The 21,321-nt window shown below is 67.5% G+C and carries 21 protein-coding genes and 1 riboswitch; of the genes, 15 read left to right on the forward strand and 6 right to left on the reverse strand.

Features of this window, described 5'->3' with window-relative positions; genetic code table 11:
* The first annotated feature begins 5 nt into the window (after positions 1-5).
* Entirely contained in the window at positions 6-1,700 is a 1,695-nt protein-coding gene (locus AB7535_RS07295) for a ShlB/FhaC/HecB family hemolysin secretion/activation protein (RefSeq protein WP_085403119.1), read from the forward strand.
* 164 nt (positions 1,701-1,864) lie between these two features.
* Here AB7535_RS07295 and bluB read toward each other — a convergent pair whose 3' ends face one another.
* From bluB to cobU, 3 genes are read right to left on the reverse strand one after another with little or no spacing between them, the layout of a single operon-like run.
* Complete coding sequence (bluB, locus tag AB7535_RS07300; RefSeq protein ID WP_085403120.1) at positions 1,865-2,497, reverse strand: 5,6-dimethylbenzimidazole synthase; 633 nt, start codon at positions 2,495-2,497, stop codon at positions 1,865-1,867.
* Positions 2,498-2,501: 4 nt separating this feature from the next.
* Complete coding sequence (gene cobS / locus AB7535_RS07305; RefSeq protein ID WP_085403121.1) at positions 2,502-3,284, reverse strand: adenosylcobinamide-GDP ribazoletransferase; 783 nt, start codon at positions 3,282-3,284, stop codon at positions 2,502-2,504.
* The gene (cobU, locus tag AB7535_RS07310) at positions 3,281-3,787 is read right to left on the reverse strand and encodes a bifunctional adenosylcobinamide kinase/adenosylcobinamide-phosphate guanylyltransferase (protein ID WP_063984439.1); all 507 of its coding nucleotides are present in this window, start codon (positions 3,785-3,787) and stop codon (positions 3,281-3,283) included. The genes cobS and cobU overlap by 4 nt, the downstream gene beginning before the upstream one ends.
* A gap of 121 nt (positions 3,788-3,908) precedes the next feature.
* Here cobU and cbiB point away from each other — a divergent pair, with 121 nt between their 5' ends.
* Positions 3,909-4,850 carry an adenosylcobinamide-phosphate synthase CbiB gene (gene cbiB / locus AB7535_RS07315; protein WP_085403122.1) on the forward strand — a complete coding sequence of 314 codons (942 nt, stop codon included), beginning with the start codon at positions 3,909-3,911 and terminating at the stop codon, positions 4,848-4,850.
* Positions 4,851-4,861: 11 nt separating this feature from the next.
* Positions 4,862-5,827: a threonine-phosphate decarboxylase CobD gene (gene cobD / locus AB7535_RS07320; protein ID WP_439037253.1), complete on the forward strand. Its 966-nt coding sequence runs from the start codon at positions 4,862-4,864 to the stop codon at positions 5,825-5,827.
* Here the strand turns inward: cobD and AB7535_RS07325 are convergent.
* Together AB7535_RS07325 and cobO are read right to left on the reverse strand one after the other, a co-directional pair.
* Positions 5,816-7,264, reverse strand: coding sequence for a cobyric acid synthase (locus AB7535_RS07325; protein ID WP_085403124.1), 1,449 nt, complete (start codon positions 7,262-7,264; stop codon positions 5,816-5,818). The two genes, cobD and AB7535_RS07325, sit on opposite strands and share 12 nt — an antisense overlap.
* A 23-nt stretch (positions 7,265-7,287) precedes the next feature.
* Positions 7,288-7,923: a cob(I)yrinic acid a,c-diamide adenosyltransferase gene (gene cobO, locus AB7535_RS07330; protein ID WP_354075063.1), complete on the reverse strand. Its 636-nt coding sequence runs from the start codon at positions 7,921-7,923 to the stop codon at positions 7,288-7,290.
* A 40-nt stretch (positions 7,924-7,963) separates the two neighbouring features.
* A riboswitch (cobalamin riboswitch) is annotated at positions 7,964-8,185 on the forward strand.
* Positions 8,186-8,281: 96 nt separating this feature from the next.
* On the opposite strand from cobO, the gene AB7535_RS07335 reads away from it, so the two are divergent.
* From AB7535_RS07335 to cobJ, 7 genes are read left to right on the forward strand one after another with little or no spacing between them, the layout of a single operon-like run.
* A complete protein-coding gene (locus AB7535_RS07335) occupies positions 8,282-8,656 on the forward strand; it encodes a DUF1636 family protein (protein WP_028148471.1) in 375 nt (124 codons plus the stop codon).
* A complete protein-coding gene (cobW, locus tag AB7535_RS07340) occupies positions 8,653-9,702 on the forward strand; it encodes a cobalamin biosynthesis protein CobW (RefSeq protein WP_085403126.1) in 1,050 nt (349 codons plus the stop codon). Before AB7535_RS07335 ends, cobW begins: the two co-directional genes overlap by 4 nt.
* A complete protein-coding gene (gene cobN, locus AB7535_RS07345) occupies positions 9,702-12,950 on the forward strand; it encodes a cobaltochelatase subunit CobN (RefSeq protein WP_085403127.1) in 3,249 nt (1,082 codons plus the stop codon). Before cobW ends, cobN begins: the two co-directional genes overlap by 1 nt.
* Positions 12,947-14,110: a precorrin-3B synthase gene (cobG, locus tag AB7535_RS07350; protein ID WP_085403128.1), complete on the forward strand. Its 1,164-nt coding sequence runs from the start codon at positions 12,947-12,949 to the stop codon at positions 14,108-14,110. The genes cobN and cobG overlap by 4 nt, the downstream gene beginning before the upstream one ends.
* Positions 14,110-14,739 carry a precorrin-8X methylmutase gene (locus AB7535_RS07355; protein ID WP_085403129.1) on the forward strand — a complete coding sequence of 210 codons (630 nt, stop codon included), beginning with the start codon at positions 14,110-14,112 and terminating at the stop codon, positions 14,737-14,739. The genes cobG and AB7535_RS07355 overlap by 1 nt, the downstream gene beginning before the upstream one ends.
* A gap of 2 nt (positions 14,740-14,741) precedes the next feature.
* Complete coding sequence (locus AB7535_RS07360) at positions 14,742-15,473, forward strand: precorrin-2 C(20)-methyltransferase (RefSeq protein WP_085403130.1); 732 nt, start codon at positions 14,742-14,744, stop codon at positions 15,471-15,473.
* On the forward strand, positions 15,470-16,204 hold the full coding sequence (gene cobJ, locus AB7535_RS07365; RefSeq protein WP_085403131.1) for a precorrin-3B C(17)-methyltransferase: 735 nt from the start codon (positions 15,470-15,472) through the stop codon (positions 16,202-16,204). Before AB7535_RS07360 ends, cobJ begins: the two co-directional genes overlap by 4 nt.
* Here cobJ and AB7535_RS07370 read toward each other — a convergent pair.
* A complete protein-coding gene (locus AB7535_RS07370; protein WP_439037254.1) occupies positions 16,180-16,926 on the reverse strand; it encodes a cobalt-precorrin-6A reductase in 747 nt (248 codons plus the stop codon). The genes cobJ and AB7535_RS07370 overlap by 25 nt on opposite strands.
* Here AB7535_RS07370 and cbiT point away from each other — a divergent pair.
* The 5 genes from cbiT to cobA are packed head-to-tail and all read left to right on the forward strand — an operon-like array spanning position 16,925 to position 21,315.
* On the forward strand, positions 16,925-18,106 hold the full coding sequence (gene cbiT / locus AB7535_RS07375) for a precorrin-6Y C5,15-methyltransferase (decarboxylating) subunit CbiT (protein ID WP_085403133.1): 1,182 nt from the start codon (positions 16,925-16,927) through the stop codon (positions 18,104-18,106). The two genes, AB7535_RS07370 and cbiT, sit on opposite strands and share 2 nt — an antisense overlap.
* The gene (locus AB7535_RS07380) at positions 18,103-18,471 is read left to right on the forward strand and encodes a cobalamin biosynthesis protein (protein WP_085403134.1); all 369 of its coding nucleotides are present in this window, start codon (positions 18,103-18,105) and stop codon (positions 18,469-18,471) included. Before cbiT ends, AB7535_RS07380 begins: the two co-directional genes overlap by 4 nt.
* Positions 18,468-19,250: a precorrin-4 C(11)-methyltransferase gene (gene cobM, locus AB7535_RS07385; protein ID WP_085403135.1), complete on the forward strand. Its 783-nt coding sequence runs from the start codon at positions 18,468-18,470 to the stop codon at positions 19,248-19,250. Before AB7535_RS07380 ends, cobM begins: the two co-directional genes overlap by 4 nt.
* Positions 19,250-20,560 carry a cobyrinate a,c-diamide synthase gene (locus tag AB7535_RS07390; protein WP_085403136.1) on the forward strand — a complete coding sequence of 437 codons (1,311 nt, stop codon included), beginning with the start codon at positions 19,250-19,252 and terminating at the stop codon, positions 20,558-20,560. Before cobM ends, AB7535_RS07390 begins: the two co-directional genes overlap by 1 nt.
* On the forward strand, positions 20,557-21,315 hold the full coding sequence (gene cobA / locus AB7535_RS07395; RefSeq protein ID WP_085403137.1) for a uroporphyrinogen-III C-methyltransferase: 759 nt from the start codon (positions 20,557-20,559) through the stop codon (positions 21,313-21,315). The genes AB7535_RS07390 and cobA overlap by 4 nt, the downstream gene beginning before the upstream one ends.
* Positions 21,316-21,321: the final 6 nt, after the last annotated feature.

Here is a 21,321-nt window from a genome sequence, read left to right on the forward strand (position 1 = left end):
TCGGGATGCGGATTTGGGGGGCAGCGTTGGGGGTGGGGCTTGCAGCTTGCTGCATCGCCCCTTCGCGCGCGCAAGTGCCCTCGATCAATCCCGGCGTGATCCAGAACGACGTCGACCGGCAGCGCCGCCAGCTCGAACGGCAGAGCGCGCCGCCCAAGCTCACCGGTCCCGCGGTGATCGGCGGTGAGCGGGAAAAGTCCCAGCTGCTGAAGCCGGGGGGGCCGAAATTCCGCCTGCGCAAGGTCGAGTTCGACGCATCCAAGTTCATCACGCCGGCAGAGCTGGACGAGATCGCGAAGAAATATGTCGGCAAGAACGTCGACATCGCCGCGCTATTGCAGCTCGTTGCCGACATCAACGCCATCTACACCGAGCGCGGCATCGTCACGGGCATCGCGACGCTGCCCGATCAAGACGCCAAAGGTGGTGTGGTCAAGATCAAGCTGACCGAGGGCCGGCTCCAGAAGACGACCATCGAGGGCAACAAGCAGACCCGCACCGATTACATCCTTCAGCGCGTGAAGGAGCCCGAAGGCGAGGTCCTCGACGTTCCAAAACTCAATCGCGACGTGATCTGGTTCAACCGGACCAACGACGTGCAGATCAAGGCGCTGCTCCAGCCTGGCACGAGTTTTGGCCTGACCGATCTCCAGTTCGCCGTGATCGAGCCGCCGGTCGACACCTTGCAACTCTTCACCGACAACCAGGGCGCGGAGAACACCGGGCGCTGGGAGGGCGGAGCCTTCTACAAGCGCCACGGCCTGTTCGGCGTCGACGACCGCCTGACCTTCTACGGCGTCCGCGCCGACGGCAATCTCAACGGCAACGCCGCCTACAGCATTCCGGTCAATCCCTGGGGTGGCCGCGTCGGCGTCAGCTATACCGAAGGCAAGATCAAGATCATCCAGGGACCGTTCGTCGCGCTCGACGTCACCGGACGCTCGAGCCAGGCCGCGGTCAATTTCAGCCAGCCGGTCTGGGTGACGCAGAACTGGCTGATATTGCTCAACGCCGCCGAGACCGAGGGCAAGACGGTCAGCCGCTTCGCCACGGTCTCCGTGACCGACGACCACTACGACAAGGCCACCGCCGGGCTCTCGGTGACCAATTCCGGCAACACCTATTCGATCACGGTCTCGCCGGCGGTGAACTACATCACCTGGCATGATTATGTGCTCGGCAACAACCGCGCGTTCAACACCTATACCGGCTCGCTGATCGCGACCAGCGCGGCGGGGCCGCAGAATTTCAGCGCCAACGTGCTGGCGAGCTGGCAGTACACGCAGGAGAAGCTGCTGCCGGGCGACCAGATCTTCTCGATCGGCGGTCCCACCACCGTGCGCGGCTATCCCTCCAACTCCGCATCCGGCGACAGCGGCTATTATTTCAACGCCGAGCTGCACTACAATTGGTCGTCGTGGCTCAAGGGGTTCGACACCTACATCTTCACCGACTGGGGTGCGGTCTATTCGACATTCCCGGGGATCACCGAGCTCGCTTCGGTCGGCGTCGGCTTCTCATGGACCTATGCGTCGTTCATGACGTTCGAGGCGAATTACGCGACGCCGTTGAAGATGGCCGTCTCGACCCAGAACCATTACGAGGCCTATGGCCGCGTCATCTTCCGGCCGTTGTTGATGTTCCAGAAGCCGGAGAGCCCCGCGCCGGTGGCGGCTGCCGCCGGCAAGAGCAGGTCGTAGCGACAAGCCGCCGCTCTCTCCGTCGTCATTGCGAGGAGCCCGCGACAAAATTGCAAAGCAATTTTGCGCTGGTGCGACGAAGCAATCCAGAATCCCTCCGCGGATGCAGCCTGGATTGCTTCGCCACGCTCGCAATGACGGAGGATGGAGCGGGGGCGCGGCGATTAACGCCGCAGCGTGAATTCCTCCGCGCCGCGCCGGTGTTCCCATTTCGCCTGCTCCAGCTCCGGCTGGTCGCATTCGACTTCCGGATAGCCGATGCAGAGATAGGCGATGAACTTCCAGGAGCTGGGCACGTCGAGAGTGGTGCGAACGCGCTCCGGATTGAGGATCGACACCCAGCCGATGCCGATGCCGTCGGCGCGCGCGGCGAGCCACATCGCGGTGATCGCGGCGACCACGGAATATTCCGTCGTCTCCGGCATGGTCGCGCGGCCGAGGCCGTGGCCGATGTCGCTCGCCTTGTCCGCGAACACGGCGAGGTGACCGGGCGCCTGTTCGAGACCGGACAGTTTTAGTGTGGCATAGCGCGCGGCGCGTTCGCCGGAGTAACAGTTCAGCGCATCGGCGTTGCATGCCCTGAAGTCGTCGATCACGTCGCGGCGTCGTGCGGCATCTTCAACGACAACGAAGCGCCAGGGCTGGCTCAGGCCGACCGAGGGTGAGAGACAGGCGGTCTCGATCAGGCGATCGATGGCGCCGGCCGGCAGCGGATCGGCGCGGAAGCGGCGCACGTCGCGGCGCCACACGAACAGCTCGCGCAAGTGCTGACGGAAGGTGTCGTCGAACTCGACCATGAGATCAGCCTCCCATCCGGAAGGATGCCGCCACCAGCAGAATGAGGATCTCGCCGGTCTGCTCGAATGCGCCGAGGATGTCGCCGGTCTGCCCGCCGATCTGGCGGATGGCAAGCCGCGCCAGCATCAAGCCGGCGAGCGACAGCAGGATCAGGCTGACCAGCGCCTTGCCAGGCCCGAGCGCGAGGGCGAGGGCGAGCGTTCCAGCAGCGAAAGCGATGGCGACGCTGCGGCCCGGCGGCGATCCCGCGCTTGCCGACAGTCCATCAGATCGTGCCGGCGGGACCAGCGACATGAAAGCCGGCACGCCCGCGCGGGCGGCAGTGTGCGCGGCGCACAGCGCGAGCGCGACGGCCCAGGGATTGGCGATCGCCGCGAGCGCGCTCCAGCGCAGACCGAACGACAGGATCAGCGCGCAGACGCCATAGGTGCCGATCCGGCTGTCGCGCATGATCTCGAGCTTGCGCTCGCGCGTCCGGCCGCCGCCGAGCCCGTCGGCGGTATCGGCAAGGCCGTCCTCATGCAGCGCGCCGGTGATGAGCGCGGTCGCGGCCAGCGTGAGCAGGGCGGCGAGGTTCGGTGTCAGTCCGAACCGGCTGGAAACCTTGTAGACCAAGGCACCCGCGAGGCCGACCAGCAGTCCCGCGACGGGGAGTGCCCAGGTCGCGCGCGCGATGGCGCCTTCGCCTGCGGGCTTCGACGATGCCACCGGCAGAATCGTGACGAACGATGCCGCCATCCTGAGATCGGCGATAATCTCTTTGAAAAGCTCGGCGCGCGGCATCATTTCAGTTTCATCGGCAGGCCGGCCACGACGAACTCGACTTCGTCGGAAACCGCCGCGATGACCTGGTTCATGATTCCGGCGGCGTCGCGATAGCTGCGCGCCAGCGCGTTGTCGGGCACGATACCGAGGCCGACCTCGTTGGTGACGAAAATGACGGGGCTCTTCTGGCCGCCCATGAAAGCGGCGAGCTTCATGAGTTCGTGTTCCCAGTCACGCCCCGCATGCATGATATTGGAGAGCCACAAGGTCAGGCAATCCACCAGCCTTGGGCCGGCGCCATCGGTCTCGATCAGAGCTTGCAGGAGATCGAGTGGTACCTCTCGCTCGATCCAGTCGACGGCCGCGCGCTTGGCTCGATGCTTGGCGATGCGCACCTCCATTTCGGCATCGAGCGCCTCGGCCGTCGCGATGTAGATGGGCTGGCCCGGAAAGCTGCGCGCGCGCTTTTCCGCGTGGGCGCTCTTGCCCGATCGTGCTCCGCCCGTGATCAAGATGACGGCCATAAAGTTCTCCTGTGGGCCTGACTAATCACCAATCGCGGCCAAAGACAAAGCCGAAATCAGGCGGCCGGGGGCTTGCGCTCCGCCTTCGCTTTGCGCAACAGGGGCGGGACAGGAGGCGTGCGTGGGTTTTGCGGGGGCGATGGCGGTGGCGATGGCGGTGGATGCCCTGCTGGGCTGGCCGTCGTGGCTGTTCGCGCGGATCGGTCATCCCGTGACCTGGCTGGGCCGGCTGATCTCTGCCATCGACGCCGCCTGGAATCGCGCGTCCGATCCGCCGGCATTTCGCCGTGCTGCGGGCGTGGCTGGAGCGCTTCTGGTGATTGCGATCTCGGTCGCAATCGGCTGGGTACTTCAGTCCTTGCTCCCCTGGGGATGGATAGAGATCATACTCGTGGGTGTGCTGGCCTGGCCGCTGGTCGCCTTGCGCTCGCTTCATGATCATGTCGCTGCCGTCGCGAAGCCCTTACAGGCGGGCGACATCGCCGCTGCGCGCGCAGCGGTGTCGCGCATCGTCGGACGCGATCCCGCGACGCTCGACGAAGCCGGCATCGCGCGCGCGGCGATCGAGAGCCTCGCCGAGAACGCCTCCGACGGCATCGTGGCGCCGGTGTTCTGGGGCGCGCTGTTCGGACTGCCCGGCATTTTGGGCTACAAGGCGATCAACACGCTGGACTCCATGATCGGTCATCGCAGCGAACGCCACGAAGCTTTTGGCTGGGCCGCGGCACGCATCGACGACGTCGCAAACTTCATTCCGGCGCGGCTGACCGGCTTTCTGTTCGTCCTGTTGGCGTCGCGGCGCTCGGAGGCGCTGTCGTGCATGACGCGCGATGCCCGCCGTCACCGCTCGCCCAATGCCGGCTGGCCGGAAGCGGCGATGGCGGGCGCGCTCGGCGTGCGGCTCAGCGGCCCCCGCATCTATCGCGGCAGCGCGACCGATGAGCCCTGGCTCAACGAAGGCGCGCGCGATCCGCTTGCCGCGGACATCAGCCAGGGGTTAACGATCTACCGCCGCGCCATGCTGCTGCTCGCCGGCCTCCTTGCGATCCTGGCCTTCGCGTGAAAGAACGGGGCATGCGCGAGCACGGTGGAAATCTCGATCTGGCCCAGCAGCGTTTTGGCGGGCGCGCGGAGGACTGGATCGATCTGTCGACCGGGATCAACCGCCTGCCTTATCCCGTGGGTGAGGTGAGCCCGCGCGCATGGAACGCGCTGCCGTCGCGCGCTGAGATCGAGAGCCTGCATCAGGCGGCACAGCATGCCTACGGCACAAGCGCGCCGATCGTCGCAATGGGCGGTGCGCAGGCCGCCATTCAATTGCTGCCGCAACTCGCGCCAGTCGGCCGCGCGCGCATCCTCGGGCCGACTTACAACGAATATTCCGGGGTCTTGTCGGCTGCAGGCTGGGATGTCCAGGAGGTCGGCGAGCTCGACGCGCTGGCGGGCACAGATCTCGCCGTCGTCGTCAATCCCAACAATCCCGATGGCCGGCGTTTTGCGCCAGAGGATTTGCTGGCGCTGCTGCCGCGCGTCGGCCGTCTCGTCATCGACGGGAGTTTTGCCGATGCCGCCCCGCAGCTGTCGCTCGCATCCGAGGCGGATCGGCCTGGACTGCTGGTCCTGCGCTCCTTCGGCAAGTTCTATGGTCTTGCCGGCCTGCGGCTTGGGTTTGCGCTCGGCCGTGCGGCCGACATCGCCAAGCTCGCGGCGATGTCGGGGCCATGGCCGGTGTCGGGAGCTGCGATCGCGATCGGCTGCCGCGCCTTGCGCGACGACGCCTGGGCCGAGGCCACGTCCGCGCGGCTCGCACGCGACTGTGCCCGCCTCGACGACATCGTGCAGTCGCAAGGCTGGCGGCTCGTCGGTGGTGCGCCGCTGTTTCGTCTCTACGAGACGCCTGATGCGCTTGCTGCGCAGGAGAAACTGGCGCGTAGCCAAATCTGGTCGCGCGTATTCGCGAAAGAGCCGGCATGGCTGCGCCTCGGGCTTCCCGGCAGCGAAGCCGAATGGACGCGCCTTGCCGAGGCGCTAGCGCGCTAGCGCGAGCAGGCCGCCGACGTCGAGATGCTGTTCGATGTGATCGGCGAGGGCGTCGAGCGCGCTCTCGACCCTGCTGTGATAAGGCTCGTCGCCTGCCGGAATGTCGAGCTTTGCGAGATACGCCTTGCGGAAATCATCCGACGTGAACAGGCCGTGCAGATAGCTGCCTTGCACGCGGCCATCGCGTGAGATCGCGCCTTCGGGCTCGCCGTTCAGTTTCGCAAACGGGCGGGCGCGATCCGGTCCGTCGGTGCGGCCGATGTGGATTTCGTAGGCGTCGATCGGCTGGTCCGTGGCGGCATGCACGGCCGCGACGCGCGTCAGTGTCTTCTGCGGGCTCATCATGGTCGCGACGTCCAGAAGTCCGAGACCCGACGTGTCGCCGGCAGGGCCTTCGATGCCATCGGGGTCGGCGACGTTGCGCCCGAGCATCTGATAGCCGCCGCAGAGGCCAAGCACATGGCCGCCGCGGCGGTGATGCGCCAGGAGATCGATGTCCCAGCCCTGCGCGCGCAGGAAGGCGAGATCGCCGCGGGTGGACTTCGAGCCGGGGATGATGACGAGGCGGACGTCGCCGGGGATGGCTTCGCCCGGCCGCACCATCACGAGATCGACGCCAGGCTCGAGCTTCAACGGATCGAGATCATCGAAATTGGCGATCCGCGACAGCGCGAGGCAGGCGATCTTGCACTGGCCCGGCTTGCGCGCGTCGCTCAGCCCCAGCGCATCCTCGGCTGGCAGCTCGCCGGCGCGCGCGAACCAGGGCAGCACGCCAAGGCCGCGCCACGCGGTCTTCTGCTCGATCAGCTTGTAGCCGTCGTCGAACAGCGAGGGGTCGCCGCGGAACTTGTTGATGACGAAACCCTCGATCATCGCGGCATCGTCGGGGTTGATCACCGTCTTGATGCCGACGAGCTGGGCGATGACGCCGCCGCGGTCGATGTCGCCGACCAGCACGACCGGCACGTCGGCCTTGCGTGCAAAGCCCATATTGGCGATGTCGGCCTTGCGCAGGTTGACCTCGGCCGGGCTGCCGGCGCCTTCGACCAGCACCAGATCGGCGCGCGCTTTCAGCCGCTCGAAGCTTTCCAGCACCGCGCCCATCAGCGACGGTTTCATCGCCGCATATTCACGCGCCCGCGCGGTCGCGATGCGCTTTCCCTGGACGATGATTTGTGCGCCGACATCGGTCTCCGGCTTCAGCAGCACCGGGTTCATGTCGGTGTGCGGCTCGACGCCGGCGGCCAGCGCCTGCAGCGCCTGGGCGCGACCGATCTCGCCGCCGTCGACGGTGACGGCCGCGTTGTTCGACATGTTCTGCGGCTTGAAGGGCAGCACGCGCAGGCCGCGCCGCGTGAAGGCGCGCGCGAGGCCGGCGACGATGAGCGACTTGCCCACGTCCGAGCCGGCCCCCTGGATCATCAATGCGCGCGCCATGGTGTTTTCAGAATCTGGCGTCGTCAGAACTCGACGCCGGCTTGCGCCTTGATGCCGGAGCGGAAGGGGTGCTTGACCAGCGTCATCTCGGTGACGAGATCGGCGATCTCGATCAGCTCGTCCTTGGCGTTGCGCCCGGTGAGCACGACATGCGTCATCGGCGGTTTGTGCGTTTTCAGAAAGTCGACGACCTCGGCGATGTCGAGATAGTCGTAGCGCAGCGCGATGTTGATCTCGTCGAGCACGACCATGCGCAGATTGGAATCTGAGATCAGCTCCTTGGCCTTCGCCCAGCCGGCCTGTGCTGCGGCGATGTCGCGGGCGCGGTCCTGCGTCTCCCAGGTGAAACCTTCGCCCATCGCATGGAACTGGCAGAGCTCGCCGAAATGGCCGGTGAGCAGGCGCCGTTCGCCGGTGTCCCAGGCGCCCTTGATGAACTGCACGACCGCGCAGGGGAAGCCATGGGCGACACAGCGGACGATCATGCCGAAGGCGGAGGTGGACTTGCCCTTGCCGGCGCCGGTGTGGACGATGATGAGGCCCTTTTCGCCGCTCTTGGTCGCCATGATCTTGTCGCGGGCGACCTTGATTTTCGCCATTTTCGCGGCGTGGCGGGCGTCGGTTTCCTCGGCCGTTTGGGTATCCGGTTCAGGCGTCATCTGACAGGGTCCTTCGGCTTGACAAGAGGCGGCCGGGGGCAAATGGTGGCCCGGCGTTGGTTCCTGTCCTATGACAGGCGAAGAGGGAATGCGATAGGGTCCGAATCGACAAGATTCGGCTCCAAACTGCAGCCGCCCCCGCGACCGTGACCGGAGAGATGCCCGAAGCCACTGATCCCCCAGGGGATCGGGAAGGCGGGGATCGAAGGGCCAAAAGCCCTGCTCCGCAAGCCGGGAGACCTGCCAGCGCGGACGAGTTTTGGACCGGCGGACGGGGTGTTCCGCGACGGGGAAACGGACCTTCGGGGGAATGGTCCGTGTGCCTCTTCGCCTCCCGCTGTTTATCCTGGAAGAGGCGATGACCGTCACACTTCACGTCTGTATTACCTGCCGTGCCGGCCAGACGCTCGACGAGGGTGAGACGACGCCCGGCAAGCGCCTGCATGGTGCGATCCTCGACGCCGGCGTGCCCGAGGGCGTCAATGTGGTTCCCGTCGAATGCCTGTCGGCATGCAGCCAGGGTTGCTCGGTTGCGCTCAGCGCGCCCGGCCGCTGGTCCTATGTCTATGGCCGTCTGTCAGAGGCCCATGCGAGCGACGTGGTCGCGGGTGCTGCGGCCTATGCCGCCGCGCCCGACGGCCTCGTGCCCTGGCGCAGCCGTCCCGAAATCTTCCGCAAGCAGTCGCTTGCCCGCATTCCCCCCATTGCCGTGTTGCCGGAGGCCGCCGAATGAACTCGCTCGCAAAAGTCCCTGTGACGGTGGTCACGGGTTTTCTCGGCTCCGGCAAGACCACGCTGATCCAGCATCTGCTCGCAAACCCTGACGGCAAGAAGCTCGCCGTGCTGGTCAACGAGTTCGGCAGCGAGGGTGTCGACGGCGAGATCCTGAAATCCTGCGCCGATGCGAATTGCCCGGAGGAGAACATCGTCGAGCTCGCCAATGGCTGCATCTGCTGCACCGTTGCGGACGATTTCATTCCGACCATGGAAAAGCTCTTGGCGCGGCCGGTGCGGCCCGATCACATCCTGATCGAGACCTCGGGCCTGGCGCTGCCGAAGCCGCTGCTGAAGGCGTTCGACTGGCCGGAGATCCGCTCGCGGATCACGGTCGACGGCGTGATCGCGCTGGCCGATGCCGAGGCTGTTGCCGCCGGCCGTTTTGCGCCGGACCCGGCTGCCGTGGAAGCGCAGCGCGCAGCGGATGGAAATCTCGATCACGAGACGCCGCTGTCGGAAGTGTTCGAGGACCAGATCGCCTGCGCCGACATCGTGCTGCTGACCAAGGCCGATCTTGCGGGGGCCGCAGGGATCGAAGCCGCCAAGGCCGCCATTACCGCCGAGATGCCGCGCCGCGTGCCGATGCTATCCGTCACCGATGGCGCGATCGATGCGCGTGTCATCCTCGGCCTTGGCGCCGCCGCAGAGAACGATCTCGCCGCGCGCCCCTCGCATCACGACGGCGAGGAGGATCACGAGCACGACGATTTCGCCTCCGTTGTGATCGATCTTCCTGAAATCAGCGACATCGACGCACTGGTCGCGTCGGTGCAGCGTCTTTCGCGCGAGCAGAACGTGCTGCGCGTCAAGGGCTATATCGCGGTCGCGGGCAAGCCGATGCGCCTGTTGCTGCAAGCGGTCGGCGAGCGCGTGCGCCACCAGTTCGACAAGCCCTGGGGCGCAGCTCTCAGGCAGTCGAAGCTTGTCGTGATCGGCGAGCACGGCGATATCGACGAGGCCGCGATCAAGGTCGGACTTGGGCTTTCAGGATCTGGTATCTGATGCACGTCGTCTTCCGCGAGAGCCGCGGTCTCGAGGAGACCGCGACGCCAAGGGACATCGGCCAGGACCCGGCCGATCTCGTGGTGCTCTCGTACTCGGATTCCGACCTTGCCGCGTTCGCGGCCGGCTGGCGGCGCGGCCGTAACAGCCTGCCGTCGCTGCGGCTCGCCAATCTCGCGGAGCTGCGTCATCCGTTGTCGGTCGACACCTATATCGAGCGCACGCTGTCGCAGGCGCGCGGCATCCTGGTGCGCCTGATCGGCGGTGAGTCCTATTGGCCGTACGGGCTCGCGGCCCTGCAGCAGCTTGCGAAGAACCGCAACATCGTGCTGGCCGTGCTGCCGGCCGACGGCCGCGACGACACGCGGCTCGATGCCTACTCGACCCTGCCGGTTTCGACGCTGCGCCGGCTCAAGGTGCTCTGCGACACCGGCGGTCCTGTTGCAGCCCAGGCCGCGATCGCGCAGCTCGCGTTGGCCTCGGGCCTTTACGCAGGCCCGGTCGTCGGCGAGATGAACCTGCCTGAGATGGGCTTTTACGATCCCGCGCGTGGCGTCATTGCTGCGCCGATGGCAGGCGAGGGAAAGCCGCTCGCGTTCGTGACCTTCTATCGTTCCTATCTCACCGCCGCGGATACCGGGCCGGTCGACGCCCTGATCGCGGCGCTGCGCGAGCGCGGCTTTGACGCGTACGGCGCGTTCGTCACCTCGCTGAAGGCTCCGGGCGTTGCGGACTGGCTGCGGACCTATTTCGCGACGAATCCTCCGGCCGCGATCGTCAACGCGACGGCGTTCTCGGCGATGGGCGACGACGGCACGACACCGTTCGATGCTGCATCATGTCCCGTCTTCCAGGTCGCGCTCTCATCGGCACGGCGCGAAGACTGGGCGGAGTCGCTGCGCGGCCTGTCGCCCGGCGATCTCGCGATGCATGTGGTGCTGCCGGAGGTCGACGGCCGCCTGTTCGCGGGCGTGGTGAGTTTCAAATCGGCGGCGGAGCGCGATCCCGATCTGCAATTTTCGCATCTGGCGCACCGCCCTGACGAGGAGCGCGTGAACGCCGTCGCCGCGCGCGTTGCGGCCTGGCGGCGCCTCGCGGAGACGCCAGCCGCCGAGAAACGGGTGGCGCTCGTGCTCTCGAACTACCCGGGCCGTCCGCATCAGATCGCGCATGCGGTTGGTCTCGATGCGCTGGCGTCGGTCGAGGCATTGCTGTCTGACCTGACCGAGTCCGGCATCGATGTTGCGCCGGTTCAGGCGCTCGGCGAGACGCTGCTCAAGCAGAACTTGACCTGGAGCGTCGCCGACTACCGCGCGGCGCTCTCGCGCTTGCCGCAAGCCTTGCAGGATGATCTCGCGCAGGCCTGGGGCGCGCCGGAGGATGACCCGAGCTGTCGCGACGGTGCATTTCAGTTCGCGGCCATCGCAAGTGGCCAATCGATCATCGCGGTTCAGCCCGAGCGCGGCGATGCGACCACGCGCGATGCCGACTATCACGATCTCGCCCGCACGCCACGCCACGCCTATGTCGCGTTCTATCTCTGGCTCCGGCAGCAGGGTTTTGACGCCGTCGTGCACATGGGCGCGCATGGCACGCTGGAATGGCTGCCCGGAAGATCCGTGGCGCTGTCCTCACATTGCTGGCCGGAAGCCCTGATCGGCGATCTGCCGGTCATCTATCCCTTCATCGTCAACGATCCCGGCGAGGCCGCGCAGGCCAAGCGGCGCTTGGGTGCCGTCACCATCGGCCATCTGCCGCCGCCGCTGGAACAATCCGCGGTGCCGGACGGCCTGCGCCGGCTCGAACGTTTGCTGGACGAATATTCGACCGCCGATGGTCTCGACCCCGCCCGACGTCAGCGTCTGATCGCCGCGATTCGCGACGAAGCGCGTGCGGCAGGGCTCGAAGACGATCTCGGTCTCGATGCATCGGCTGCACCGGCGGAAGCGATCCCGCGGATCGATCGCTTCGTCTGCGATCTCAAGGAGAGCCAGTTCGGCGACGGGTTGCACGTGTTCGGCCGCGGCACCTGCGCCGACGCGGAGCGCGATGCGTTGCGTGCCGCGCTAGCGGGACAGCGCGTTGCGCCGGGGCCATCGGGCTCGCCGTATCGCGGACGCCAGGACGTGGTGCCGACCGGACGCAATCTCTTTGCCGTTGATCCGCGCGCGGTGCCGACGCCGTCGGCGCATGCGCAAGGCATCAGGCTCGCGGAAGAGCTGCTGCGTCGCCATTTGCAGGATCACGGCGACTGGCCGAAAGGCCTCGTGGTCGATCTCTGGGGCTCCGCGACGATGCGGACCGCCGGCGAGGAGTTTGCCATGGCGCTGCATCTCGCCGGCCTTGCGCCGCGCTGGGATCACGCCTCCGGCCGCGTCACCGGCTATGACATCATCGCACCGACGGAGCTCGGGCGCCCCCGTATCGACGTCACGCTGCGCGTGTCGGGCCTGTTCCGCGATGTCTTCTCCGGCCTTGCGCAATTGTTCGAGGCCGCCGCCGAGGCGCTCGCAACGCGCGAGGAGGAGGGCGACGAGAATCCCTATCGTCACCGCGCCTCGCGTGTGTTCGCGCCGCGCCCCGGCCAATACGGCGTGGGTCTGTCCGCGATCCCCGATGCCTTTACGGCCGAGACGCGTGATGCCGCCGGCGAAGCCTGGCTGTCGGCATCGTCCTGGGCGTTCTCCGCGGACGGTGCGATGCAGCCGGATCGGGCCGGCATCGAGACGCGGCTCGCATCCGCCGATGCTTTCGTGCACGTCCAGGACTTGCCGGAGACCGATCTTCTGCTCGCCGCGGATTACGCCGCGCATGAAGCAGGCATCGCGGCGGCCGCAGCGCATCTCGGTGCGGCAGGACCATCGCTCTATCACCTCGATACGACGCGGCCCGAGCAGCCGCACGCGCGGACGCTGACCGAGGAAATCTCCCGCGTCGTCCGCGCACGCGCGGCCAATCCGGCCTGGATCGCCGGCATGATGCGGCACGGTTTTCGCGGTGCCGCCGAGATCACCGCGACGCTGGAGCACATGGCCGCCTTCGCGCATCTGGCCGGCGCCGTGCCGCCGCATCTGTTCGATCTCTACTACGATGCGACGCTCGGCGACGCCGATGTCCGCACCTTCATGGCCCGCGAGAATCCGGCGGCGCTCGCCGCGATGGAGACCTGCTTCACACGCCTGCACGAAGCCTCGCTCTGGCGAACGCGCCGCAATTCGATCGCGGCTGCGCTGAAGGAGGCTTCATGAGTGCGGCCGCGATCAAGGGCTGGTGTCCCGGCGCGTTGCGCCCGATGCAATCGGGCGACGGGCTGGTGGTTCGCGTGCGCCCGTTCGGCGGGCGCCTCGAAGCTGCACAGGTCGCCGGGCTTGCTGAGCTCGCCGAACGCTACGGCAATGGTCTCATCGATGTGACGAGCCGCGCCAACCTCCAGATCAGAGGCGTCAGCGAGCAAGGCCATCGCCGGCTGCTCGATGGACTCGCGTTGCTGCGGCTGCTCGACCCCGATACCGACATCGAAGCCCGGCGCAACATTTTGGTGACGCCGTTCTGGAACAGCGGTGATGAGACACAGGCGCTCGCCGCGGAGCTTGAGGAAGCGCTCGCCGACAGCACGCTCGATCTCCCCACAAAGTTCGGCTTCGCCATCGACGATGGAAAGTCGCGCGTACTCGCCGGCGATTCCGCCGACGTGCGCATCGAGCGCGATCACGGCGGCCGGCTCCTGGTGCGGGCCGATGGCGCAAGGCTGGGCCGCTCGGTCGCGCGCGGTGAGACCGTAAGCACGGCCCTCGCGCTCGCGAACTGGTTCATCTCGTCCGGCGGCGCGAAGGGCGGGCGAGGGCGCATGGCAGCTCATATCGCGGTAGGCTCGGTATTGCCTGAGTCTTTGAGCGGCGAAACCGAGCCTGCTCCGGTCATGGCCGCGTCACGACCCGGGCATTATCCGCATGGCGCCCTGGTCGGCGTGGCGTTCGGGCAGATGCTGCACACGACGCTCCATCAATTTTCCGGCTGCGGACATGCGCTGCGCATGACGCCATGGCGGATGGTGTTGAGCGAGGGCAAGCGCGAGATGCCGAGCGGGGCAGGCCTCATCACCGAGCCTTACGATCCGGCGTTGCGCGTGATTGCTTGTAGCGGCGCCCCGCGTTGCCGCGAGGCGCATGCCGACACCCGCGCACTCGCTTCCGCCCTTGCGCCGCGCATCGCCCTCGATACGCGCCTTCACGTCTCCGGCTGCGCCAAGGGCTGCGCGCGTTCCGGCGCGTCCGCGGTGACGCTGGTTGCGACCAGCGCCGGATTCGATCTCGTCCGCGACGGCTCGACCCGCGACGAGCCGGTTCTGCGCGGCCTCAACGGTGCCGACATCGTCAGCGATCCCTCCATCCTGGTCGGAGGCCACTGATGCCGCACACCTACGAGACCGACGGCGCGGCGATCTACCGGCAATCCTTCGCGACCATCCGGGCCGAGGCGGATCTTGCGCGCTTCTCGCCGGACGAGGAGCAGGTGGTGGTGCGGATGATCCACGCCGCCGGCATGGTTGGCCTCGAGGCGCATATCCGCTTCACATCAGGCATGGCGACTGCTGCGCGCGCGGCCTTGCAGAGAGGCGCCCCGATCCTGTGCGACGCGCGCATGGTCTCGGAAGGAATTACGCGCGCGAGACTGCCGGCGGCCAACGCCGTGATCTGCACGCTCGGCGACGAGGCCGTTCCCGCGCTCGCGCAGTCCATGCGCAATACGCGCTCGGCTGCGGCGCTGGAGTTGTGGCGACCGCATCTCGACGGCGCAATCGTTGCGATCGGTAACGCGCCGACCGCGCTGTTTCATCTCCTCAACATGCTCGAGGACCCGGGCTGCCCGCGGCCCGCAGCGATCATCGGCTGCCCGGTCGGCTTCGTCGGCGCGGCCGAATCCAAGGCCGCGCTGATGGCCGATCCGCCGGTGCCGGCGCTGACAGTCGAGGGCCGCCTCGGCGGCTCCGCGATCACGGTCGCCGCCGTGAATGCACTGGCGAGCCGGAGCGAATAGCCATGGGACGCATCATCTGCTGCGGTCTCGGCCCCGGCGATCCTGATATGATGAGCGTGCGCGCTGACCGGACGGTGCGGGCTGCGAAGCATGTCGCCTATTTTCGCAAGAAGGGCCGGCCCGGCCAGGCGCGCCGCATCGTCGAAGGCATGTTGGCCTCCGACGTCACCGAATACGCAATGGAATATCCTGTTACGACGGAGCTCGCCTTCGATAGCCCGGAATATGTGCAGCTGCTGGCCGGCTTCTACGACGAATGGGCGGAACGGCTGGCGCGGCTTTCGCGTGCGGTGGACGTCGTCGTGCTCTGCGAGGGCGATCCTTACTTTTACGGCTCCTTCATGCATCTGCACACGCGCCTGCAAGGCCGTGTCGAGATCGAGGTGATCGCCGGCATTCCCGGCATGGTCGGCTGCTGGAACGGCGTCGGACAGCCGATCGCGCTTGGCGACGACGTGACGACGGTGCTGATGGGGACGCTCGCCGAAGACGAACTCGAGCGGCGCATGCGCGATTCCGATGCGCTGGTCATCATGAAGACCGGCCGCAATCTCGCAAAGGTGCGTCGCGCGCTGGCGTCCGCCGGCCGGCTGGACGATGCCTGGCTGGTCGAGCGCGGCACCATGCCGGGCGAGCGCGTGGTGCGGCTCGCCGATATCGATGCCGCCGACTGTCCCTATTTTGCGATTGTGCTCGTGCACGGCAAGGGCCGGCATCTGGACGCCGCCGAATGACGGGCACGCTGATCATCGCGGGCCTCGGGCCGGGCAGCGATGCGCTGGTGACGCCCGAGGTCTCCGCCGCCCTTGCCGCCGCAACCGACATTCTGGGCTATGCGCCCTATGTTGCGCGCGTGCCGCCGCGGGCAGGGCTCACCTTGCACCCCTCCGACAATCGCGAAGAGCTGCAGCGCGCGAGCGAGGCCCTGCGGCTTGCGGCCGAAGGCGGGCAGGTCGTCGTCGTCTCCTCCGGCGATCCCGGTGTCTTCGCGATGGCGTCGGCCGTGTTCGAGGCGCTCGAACAGGCGCCGCAATGGCGCGAGCTTCCCATTCGCGTTTTGCCCGGTATCACAGCGATGCTGGCGGCGGCCGCGCGCGCCGGCGCGCCGCTCGGCCATGATTTCTGCGCGATCAATCTCTCCGACAATCTCAAGCCGTGGGCGGTGATCGAGAAGCGCCTGCGGCTGGCCGCGGAAGCCGATTTTGCCATTGCGATGTACAATCCGCGCTCGGCAAGCCGGCCGGAGGGTTTTGGCCGCGCGCTTGCGGTGTTGAAGGACACCGGCTGCGGCGAGCGCCTCGTGATCTTCGCGCGCGCGATCAGCGCCGCTGATGAAAGGATCGAGACCGTCACGCTGAACGAAGCGACGCCTGAGATGGCCGACATGCGCACGCTTGTGATCGTCGGCAACTCGCAGACGCGCCGCGTCGGCCGCTGGGTCTATGCCCCGAGGCAGGCGCGATGACCGAGCCACTGCATGATCTCGGCCACGCTCTCAACCCGCAACCGTTCGGGCAGTTTTGGCCGCGCGATCATGATCACGGGCAGGCCGAGCGTGCGGGCCGCGTCGATCTTGGCGCGTGCGCCGTCGCCGCCGGAATTGCGGGCGACAATCCATGCGATGCCGCGCGTGCGCATCATTTCGAGCTCGCCGTCGAACGTGAATGGCCCGCGCGACACGATCACGTCCGCAGCGAAGGGCAGCGGTGCTTCGGGCGGATCGACGAACCGCAGCGTGTAGGTGTGCTGTGGCTTGCTCGCGAAGGGCGCGATGTGCTGCCGGCCGATGGCGAGGAACATTTTTGCCGGCGTCTCGGGCAGCGCAGCGAGCGCGGCGGTGACGTCGGCGACTTCGATCCAGGTGTCGCCGGGCGCCTTCGTCCAAGGCGCGCGCTCGAGCGCGATCAGCGGCGTTCCCGTTTGCGCGCACGCCTGGACCGCGTGGCGGCTCATCTCGGCAGCGAAGGGATGCGTGGCGTCGATCGCATGCGTGATGCGCTCACGGCGAATATAGTCGGCAAGCCCGCTCACGCCGCCGAAGCCGCCGATGCGGGTCGGCAGCGGCTGATCGGCGGGCGCGCGGGTTCGGCCGCCATAGGAATACACGGCGTCGATGCGCGCGCGTGCGACTTCCGCGGCGAGCAAGCTCGCATCGGCGGTTCCGCCCAGAATGAGGGCGCGCGTCATGGCTGATCCCTGGCTGACCATCATCGGTATCGGCGAAGATGGCCTTGCCGGGCTGTCCGAGGCAAGCCGAAAGGCGCTTGCCAAGGCAGAAACTGTTTTTGGTGGCGAGCGTCATCTCGCGTTTGCTGACGTGGAGGGGCGCGGTCGTCCGTGGCCGGTGCCGTTCGACGCAGACATCGTGCTGAGCTGCCGCGGCCGGCCGACGGTGGTACTCGCCTCCGGCGATCCGTTCTGGCACGGCGCGGGTGCAAGTGTCGCCGAGAAGCTCGATGCCAACGAGTGGATCGCGCATTCGGCGCCATCGACCTTCTCGCTCGCCGCCGCGCGGCTCGGCTGGCGCCTCGAAGCCATCGCCTGTCTCGGGCTTCATGCCGCGCCGTTCGAGCGTCTCGTACCGCATCTCGTGCAAGGTGCGCGCATCATTTGCCTCGTGCGTGACGGCAAGGCCGCCGGTGATCTCGCGAAATGGCTGAGCGAGCGCGGTTGTGGCGCCTCGGCGTTCTGGACTCTCGCCGCGCTCGGCGGGCCGCGCGAAAGCATCGCTGAGCATCGTGCCGACAGCTTTGCGGGCGATCTCGCCGAAAACCTGGTCGCAGTGGCCGTCGAGGCGAGGGGCGGGCAAGGCATTCCCCGCAGCTCCGGCCTGACCGACGATCTCTTCATGCATGATGGCCAGATCACCAAGCGGCCGGTGCGTGCGCTGGCGCTCTCGGCGCTGGCGCCGCGACCCGGCGAGCGGCTGTGGGATATCGGCGCGGGTTCTGGCTCGATCTCTGTGGAATGGGCGCTGTGCGGCGGGACGGCGACCGCCATCGAGGCGCGCGAGGATCGTGCCGCGAATATCCGCAGCAATGCAACAGCGTTCGGATTGGCGCATCGGATCACTGTCATCACGGGGAGCGCGCCGAAAGCTTTTGCTGCGTTGGAAGCGCCGGATGCCGTCTTCATCGGTGGCGGTCTCGATATCGCGATGTTCGATGCCATCTGGCCGCGGCTTGCGCCGGGTGCGCGGCTCGTCGCGCATGCGGTGACGCTGGAGACGGAGGCGCTGCTCGGCGAACTGCACCAGCGCCACGGCGGCGAATTGATGCGGGTCGAGATTGCCCATGCCGCGCCGCTCGGCCGCTACCGGTCCTGGGAAGCGTCGCGGCCCGTGGTGCAATGGAGTGCGGTTCGATGAAAGTCGCCGGACTCGGATTCAAAAAGGATGTCACGCTGGCTTCGCTGCGCGAGGCGCTGCTGGCGGCGGGTGGTCCCGAGGGCCTTGCGGCGGTCGCGACTGTCAGCGACAAGGCCGACGCGGAGCCGCTCAAACAGCTCGCGCGTGAATGCGGCGTGCCGATCAAGCCGGTTCCGGCGGACATGCTGGCCGGCATCGAGACGCCGACGCAATCGGAGCTCGTCGCGGAGAAGTTCGGCACGGGCTCGGTCGCCGAAGCCGCGGCGCTCGTTGCCGCTGGTCCTCGCGCGCGATTGATTGCGACGCGGGCGGTCTCGCGGGATCGCACCGCGACCGCCGCGATCGCGGAAGGAGACGGCGCATGACGGTGCACTTCATCGGTGCAGGGCCGGGCGCTCCGGATTTGCTGACGTTGCGCGGACGCGACCTGATCGCGGCCTGTCCGGTCTGCCTCTATGCGGGCTCGCTGGTGCCCGAGGGCGTGCTGGCGCATTGCCCGCCCGGTGCACGGATCGTCAACACCGCGCCGCTGTCGCTTGACGAGATCATCGCGGAGATCGCCGCCGCGCATGCCGCCGGCAAGGATGTTGCCCGCCTGCATTCCGGCGATCTCTCGATCTGGTCGGCGATGGGCGAGCAGCTTCGTCGCCTGCGCGCGCTCGGTATTCCCTACACGGTCACGCCAGGTGTTCCGTCGTTTTCGGCTGCAGCAGCTGCACTAGAGATTGAGCTGACGCTGCCCGGTCTTGCCCAGTCAGTCGTGCTGACGCGCACGCCGGGCCGCGCCAGCGCGATGCCTGAGGGCGAAAAGCTCGCGGCGTTCGCCGCCACCGGTGCGGTGCTCGCGATCCATCTGTCGATCCATCTGCTCGACAAGGTCGTCGCCGAGCTCACGCCGCATTACGGCGCGGATTGCCCCGTCGCGATCGTCTGGCGCGCGAGCTGGCCGGACCAGCGCATCGTTCGCGCCACGCTGGCGACGCTCGATGCCGCCGTCGGCACCGAGATGGAGCGCACCGCGCTGATCCTGGTTGGCAAGACGCTTGGAGCGGCGGATTTTGACGAGAGCCGCCTCTATGCCGCCGATTACGATCGGCGCTATCGGCCGGTCGGCGCCGATCCGCGCTTTCCGGAGGCATCGTGATGCCGGCAGGGCTTGTCATCTCGGCGCCGGCCTCCGGCGTCGGCAAAACCACGCTGACGCTGGCGCTGGCGCGCGCCTGGCGCAATCGCGGATTGAACGTGCAGTGCTTCAAGAGCGGGCCCGACTATATCGATCCCGCCTTCCATGCCGCTGCGACGGGGCGCGCTTCCGTCAACGTCGATAGCTGGGCGATGGATCGCGGGACGATTGCTCATCTCGTGGGTCGCGGCACTGATGCCGATGTCGTGCTCGCGGAGGGTTCGATGGGCCTGTTCGACGGCGTCGCCGCGCGCGGCGTCTCCGGCACCGGCGCCACCGCCGACATTGCGGAGATGCTGGGCTGGCCGGTGCTGCTGGTGATCGATCCTTCCGGACAGGCGCAGACGGCGGCGGCGATCGCCGCAGGCCTTCGCGACTATCGTGCCGGCGTGCGCCTTGCCGGCGTGGTGCTCAATCGCGTCGCCAGCCCGCGACATGAAGATCTCGTGCGGCGTGCACTGAACGACGCCGGCATCGCCGTGTTCGGCGCGCTGCCGCGTCATGCAGAAATCAGCCTGCCGAAACGGCATCTCGGCCTGGTGCAGGCCGAAGAGCAGGCCGAGATCGGCAAGCTGATCGACGAAGCCGCGCGCTTCGTCGCCGAGCATGTCGATCTCGATGCGGTGCTGCGGGCGGCAGCAAGCTGTTCGCCGCAACCGGCGGCAAACGGCATGAACGTGACGCCGCCCGGGCAGCGCATTGCGTTGGCCCGCGATGCCGCGTTCTCCTTCATCTATCCGCACATGCTGGAGGCCTGGCGCGCGGCCGGCGCCGAGATCTCGACATTCTCGCCGCTTGCCGATGAAGCGCCTGACGCGAGCGCCGATGTCTGCTGGCTGCCCGGCGGCTATCCCGAACTGCATGCCGGCACGATCGCGGCCAATGCGCGCTTTCGCAGCGGCTTGCGCGCCTTCGCTGACACACGGCCGGTGCACGGCGAATGCGGAGGCTATATGGTGCTGGGAACCGCTCTGACCGACGCCGACGGCGTCCGTCATGAGATGACGGGCCTGCTCGGACTGGAGACGAGCTTTGCCAAGCGCCGCATGCATCTCGGCTATCGTCTCGCTGCGCTCGCCGCGCCGATGCCGGGCCATCAGGTCGGCGCGCGCCTGCGCGGTCACGAGTTCCACTATTCGACGATTGTCGCGCAGCCGGATACGCCGCTGGCGGTCGTGCACGATGCAACAGGCGCGATCATCGCCGAGACCGGCTCGCGGCGGGGACAAGCCACCGGCACGTTCTTCCATCTGATCGCGGAGGATCGGTGAGCGGTTTTGTCACTTTCATCTCGGCCGGCCCCGGCGACCCCGAGCTCCTCACGCTCAAAGGCGCCGCGCGGCTGCGCGATGCCGACGTCGTGCTCTATGACGACCTCGCCTCGGGCGCGATCCTCGATCTGGCCCGGCCCGGCGCCAATCTCGTCGCGGTCGGGAAGCGGGCAGGGCGGCCCTCGACCAAGCAGCACCACGTCAACCGCCTGCTGATCGATTACGCCGCGGCCGGCGTCCGTGTGGTGCGGCTGAAATCGGGCGATGCCGGTATCTTTGGCCGGCTCGAGGAGGAGCTGGAGGCTCTGCGCGAAGCCGGCATCGGCTACGAGATCATTCCCGGAATCACCTCGGCCTGTGTCGCCGCCGCGCAAGCCGGCATTCCCCTGACCCGGCGCCACACCTCGCGCCGGGTGCAGTTCGTGACCGGGGCCGATGTCACCGGCGAGCTGCCGCAGAATTTGAACTGGGCGGCGCTGGCGGATCCCGAAGCGACCACCGTCGTCTATATGGGCCGGCGCACCTTTCCGGCGCTTGTCGCAAAATTGATCGAGCACGGCCTCGCCCCTGATACCCCGGCGCTGTTCGCCGAATCCCTCGGTCGTCCCGACGAGCGGCTGGTCCGCACCACCATTGCCGAGCTGGCGGAACAGCTTGCGCGGGGCGGCGCGGCCTCGACGGCGGCGGTGATCCTGTTTGGCGCGCTGGCGGGCGATTATCCGTCAGGACCGTCCCGGCCGCCCTTCGCCCCTTGACGCCCG

This window comes from Bradyrhizobium sp. 956_D2_N1_4 (genome assembly GCF_052076025.1).
GTDB classification, from domain to species: Bacteria; Pseudomonadota; Alphaproteobacteria; order Rhizobiales; family Xanthobacteraceae; genus Bradyrhizobium; species Bradyrhizobium barranii.

Bases quoted from the DNA above. Each gene is read 5' to 3' on its own strand.
- AB7535_RS07360 (WP_085403130.1), top strand. From the start codon at position 14,742: ATGGGACGCATCATCTGCTGCGGTCTCGGCCCCGGCGATCCTGATATG.
- AB7535_RS07370 (WP_439037254.1), bottom strand. From the start codon at position 16,926: ATGACGCGCGCCCTCATTCTGGGCGGAACCGCCGATGCGAGCTTGCTC.
- bluB (WP_085403120.1), bottom strand. From the start codon at position 2,497: ATGGTCGAGTTCGACGACACCTTCCGTCAGCACTTGCGCGAGCTGTTC.
- cobS (WP_085403121.1), bottom strand. From the start codon at position 3,284: ATGATGCCGCGCGCCGAGCTTTTCAAAGAGATTATCGCCGATCTCAGG.
- AB7535_RS07335 (WP_028148471.1), top strand. From the start codon at position 8,282: ATGACCGTCACACTTCACGTCTGTATTACCTGCCGTGCCGGCCAGACG.
- cobW (WP_085403126.1), top strand. From the start codon at position 8,653: ATGAACTCGCTCGCAAAAGTCCCTGTGACGGTGGTCACGGGTTTTCTC.
- cobJ (WP_085403131.1), top strand. From the start codon at position 15,470: ATGACGGGCACGCTGATCATCGCGGGCCTCGGGCCGGGCAGCGATGCG.
- AB7535_RS07295 (WP_085403119.1), top strand. From the start codon at position 6: ATGCGGATTTGGGGGGCAGCGTTGGGGGTGGGGCTTGCAGCTTGCTGC.
- cobD (WP_439037253.1), top strand. From the start codon at position 4,862: ATGCGCGAGCACGGTGGAAATCTCGATCTGGCCCAGCAGCGTTTTGGC.
- cobG (WP_085403128.1), top strand. From the start codon at position 12,947: ATGAGTGCGGCCGCGATCAAGGGCTGGTGTCCCGGCGCGTTGCGCCCG.
- AB7535_RS07325 (WP_085403124.1), bottom strand. From the start codon at position 7,264: ATGGCGCGCGCATTGATGATCCAGGGGGCCGGCTCGGACGTGGGCAAG.
- cobO (WP_354075063.1), bottom strand. From the start codon at position 7,923: ATGACGCCTGAACCGGATACCCAAACGGCCGAGGAAACCGACGCCCGC.
- AB7535_RS07390 (WP_085403136.1), top strand. From the start codon at position 19,250: ATGCCGGCAGGGCTTGTCATCTCGGCGCCGGCCTCCGGCGTCGGCAAA.
- cbiT (WP_085403133.1), top strand. From the start codon at position 16,925: ATGGCTGATCCCTGGCTGACCATCATCGGTATCGGCGAAGATGGCCTT.
- AB7535_RS07355 (WP_085403129.1), top strand. From the start codon at position 14,110: ATGCCGCACACCTACGAGACCGACGGCGCGGCGATCTACCGGCAATCC.
- AB7535_RS07380 (WP_085403134.1), top strand. From the start codon at position 18,103: ATGAAAGTCGCCGGACTCGGATTCAAAAAGGATGTCACGCTGGCTTCG.
- cobM (WP_085403135.1), top strand. From the start codon at position 18,468: ATGACGGTGCACTTCATCGGTGCAGGGCCGGGCGCTCCGGATTTGCTG.
- cobN (WP_085403127.1), top strand. From the start codon at position 9,702: ATGCACGTCGTCTTCCGCGAGAGCCGCGGTCTCGAGGAGACCGCGACG.
- cobU (WP_063984439.1), bottom strand. From the start codon at position 3,787: ATGGCCGTCATCTTGATCACGGGCGGAGCACGATCGGGCAAGAGCGCC.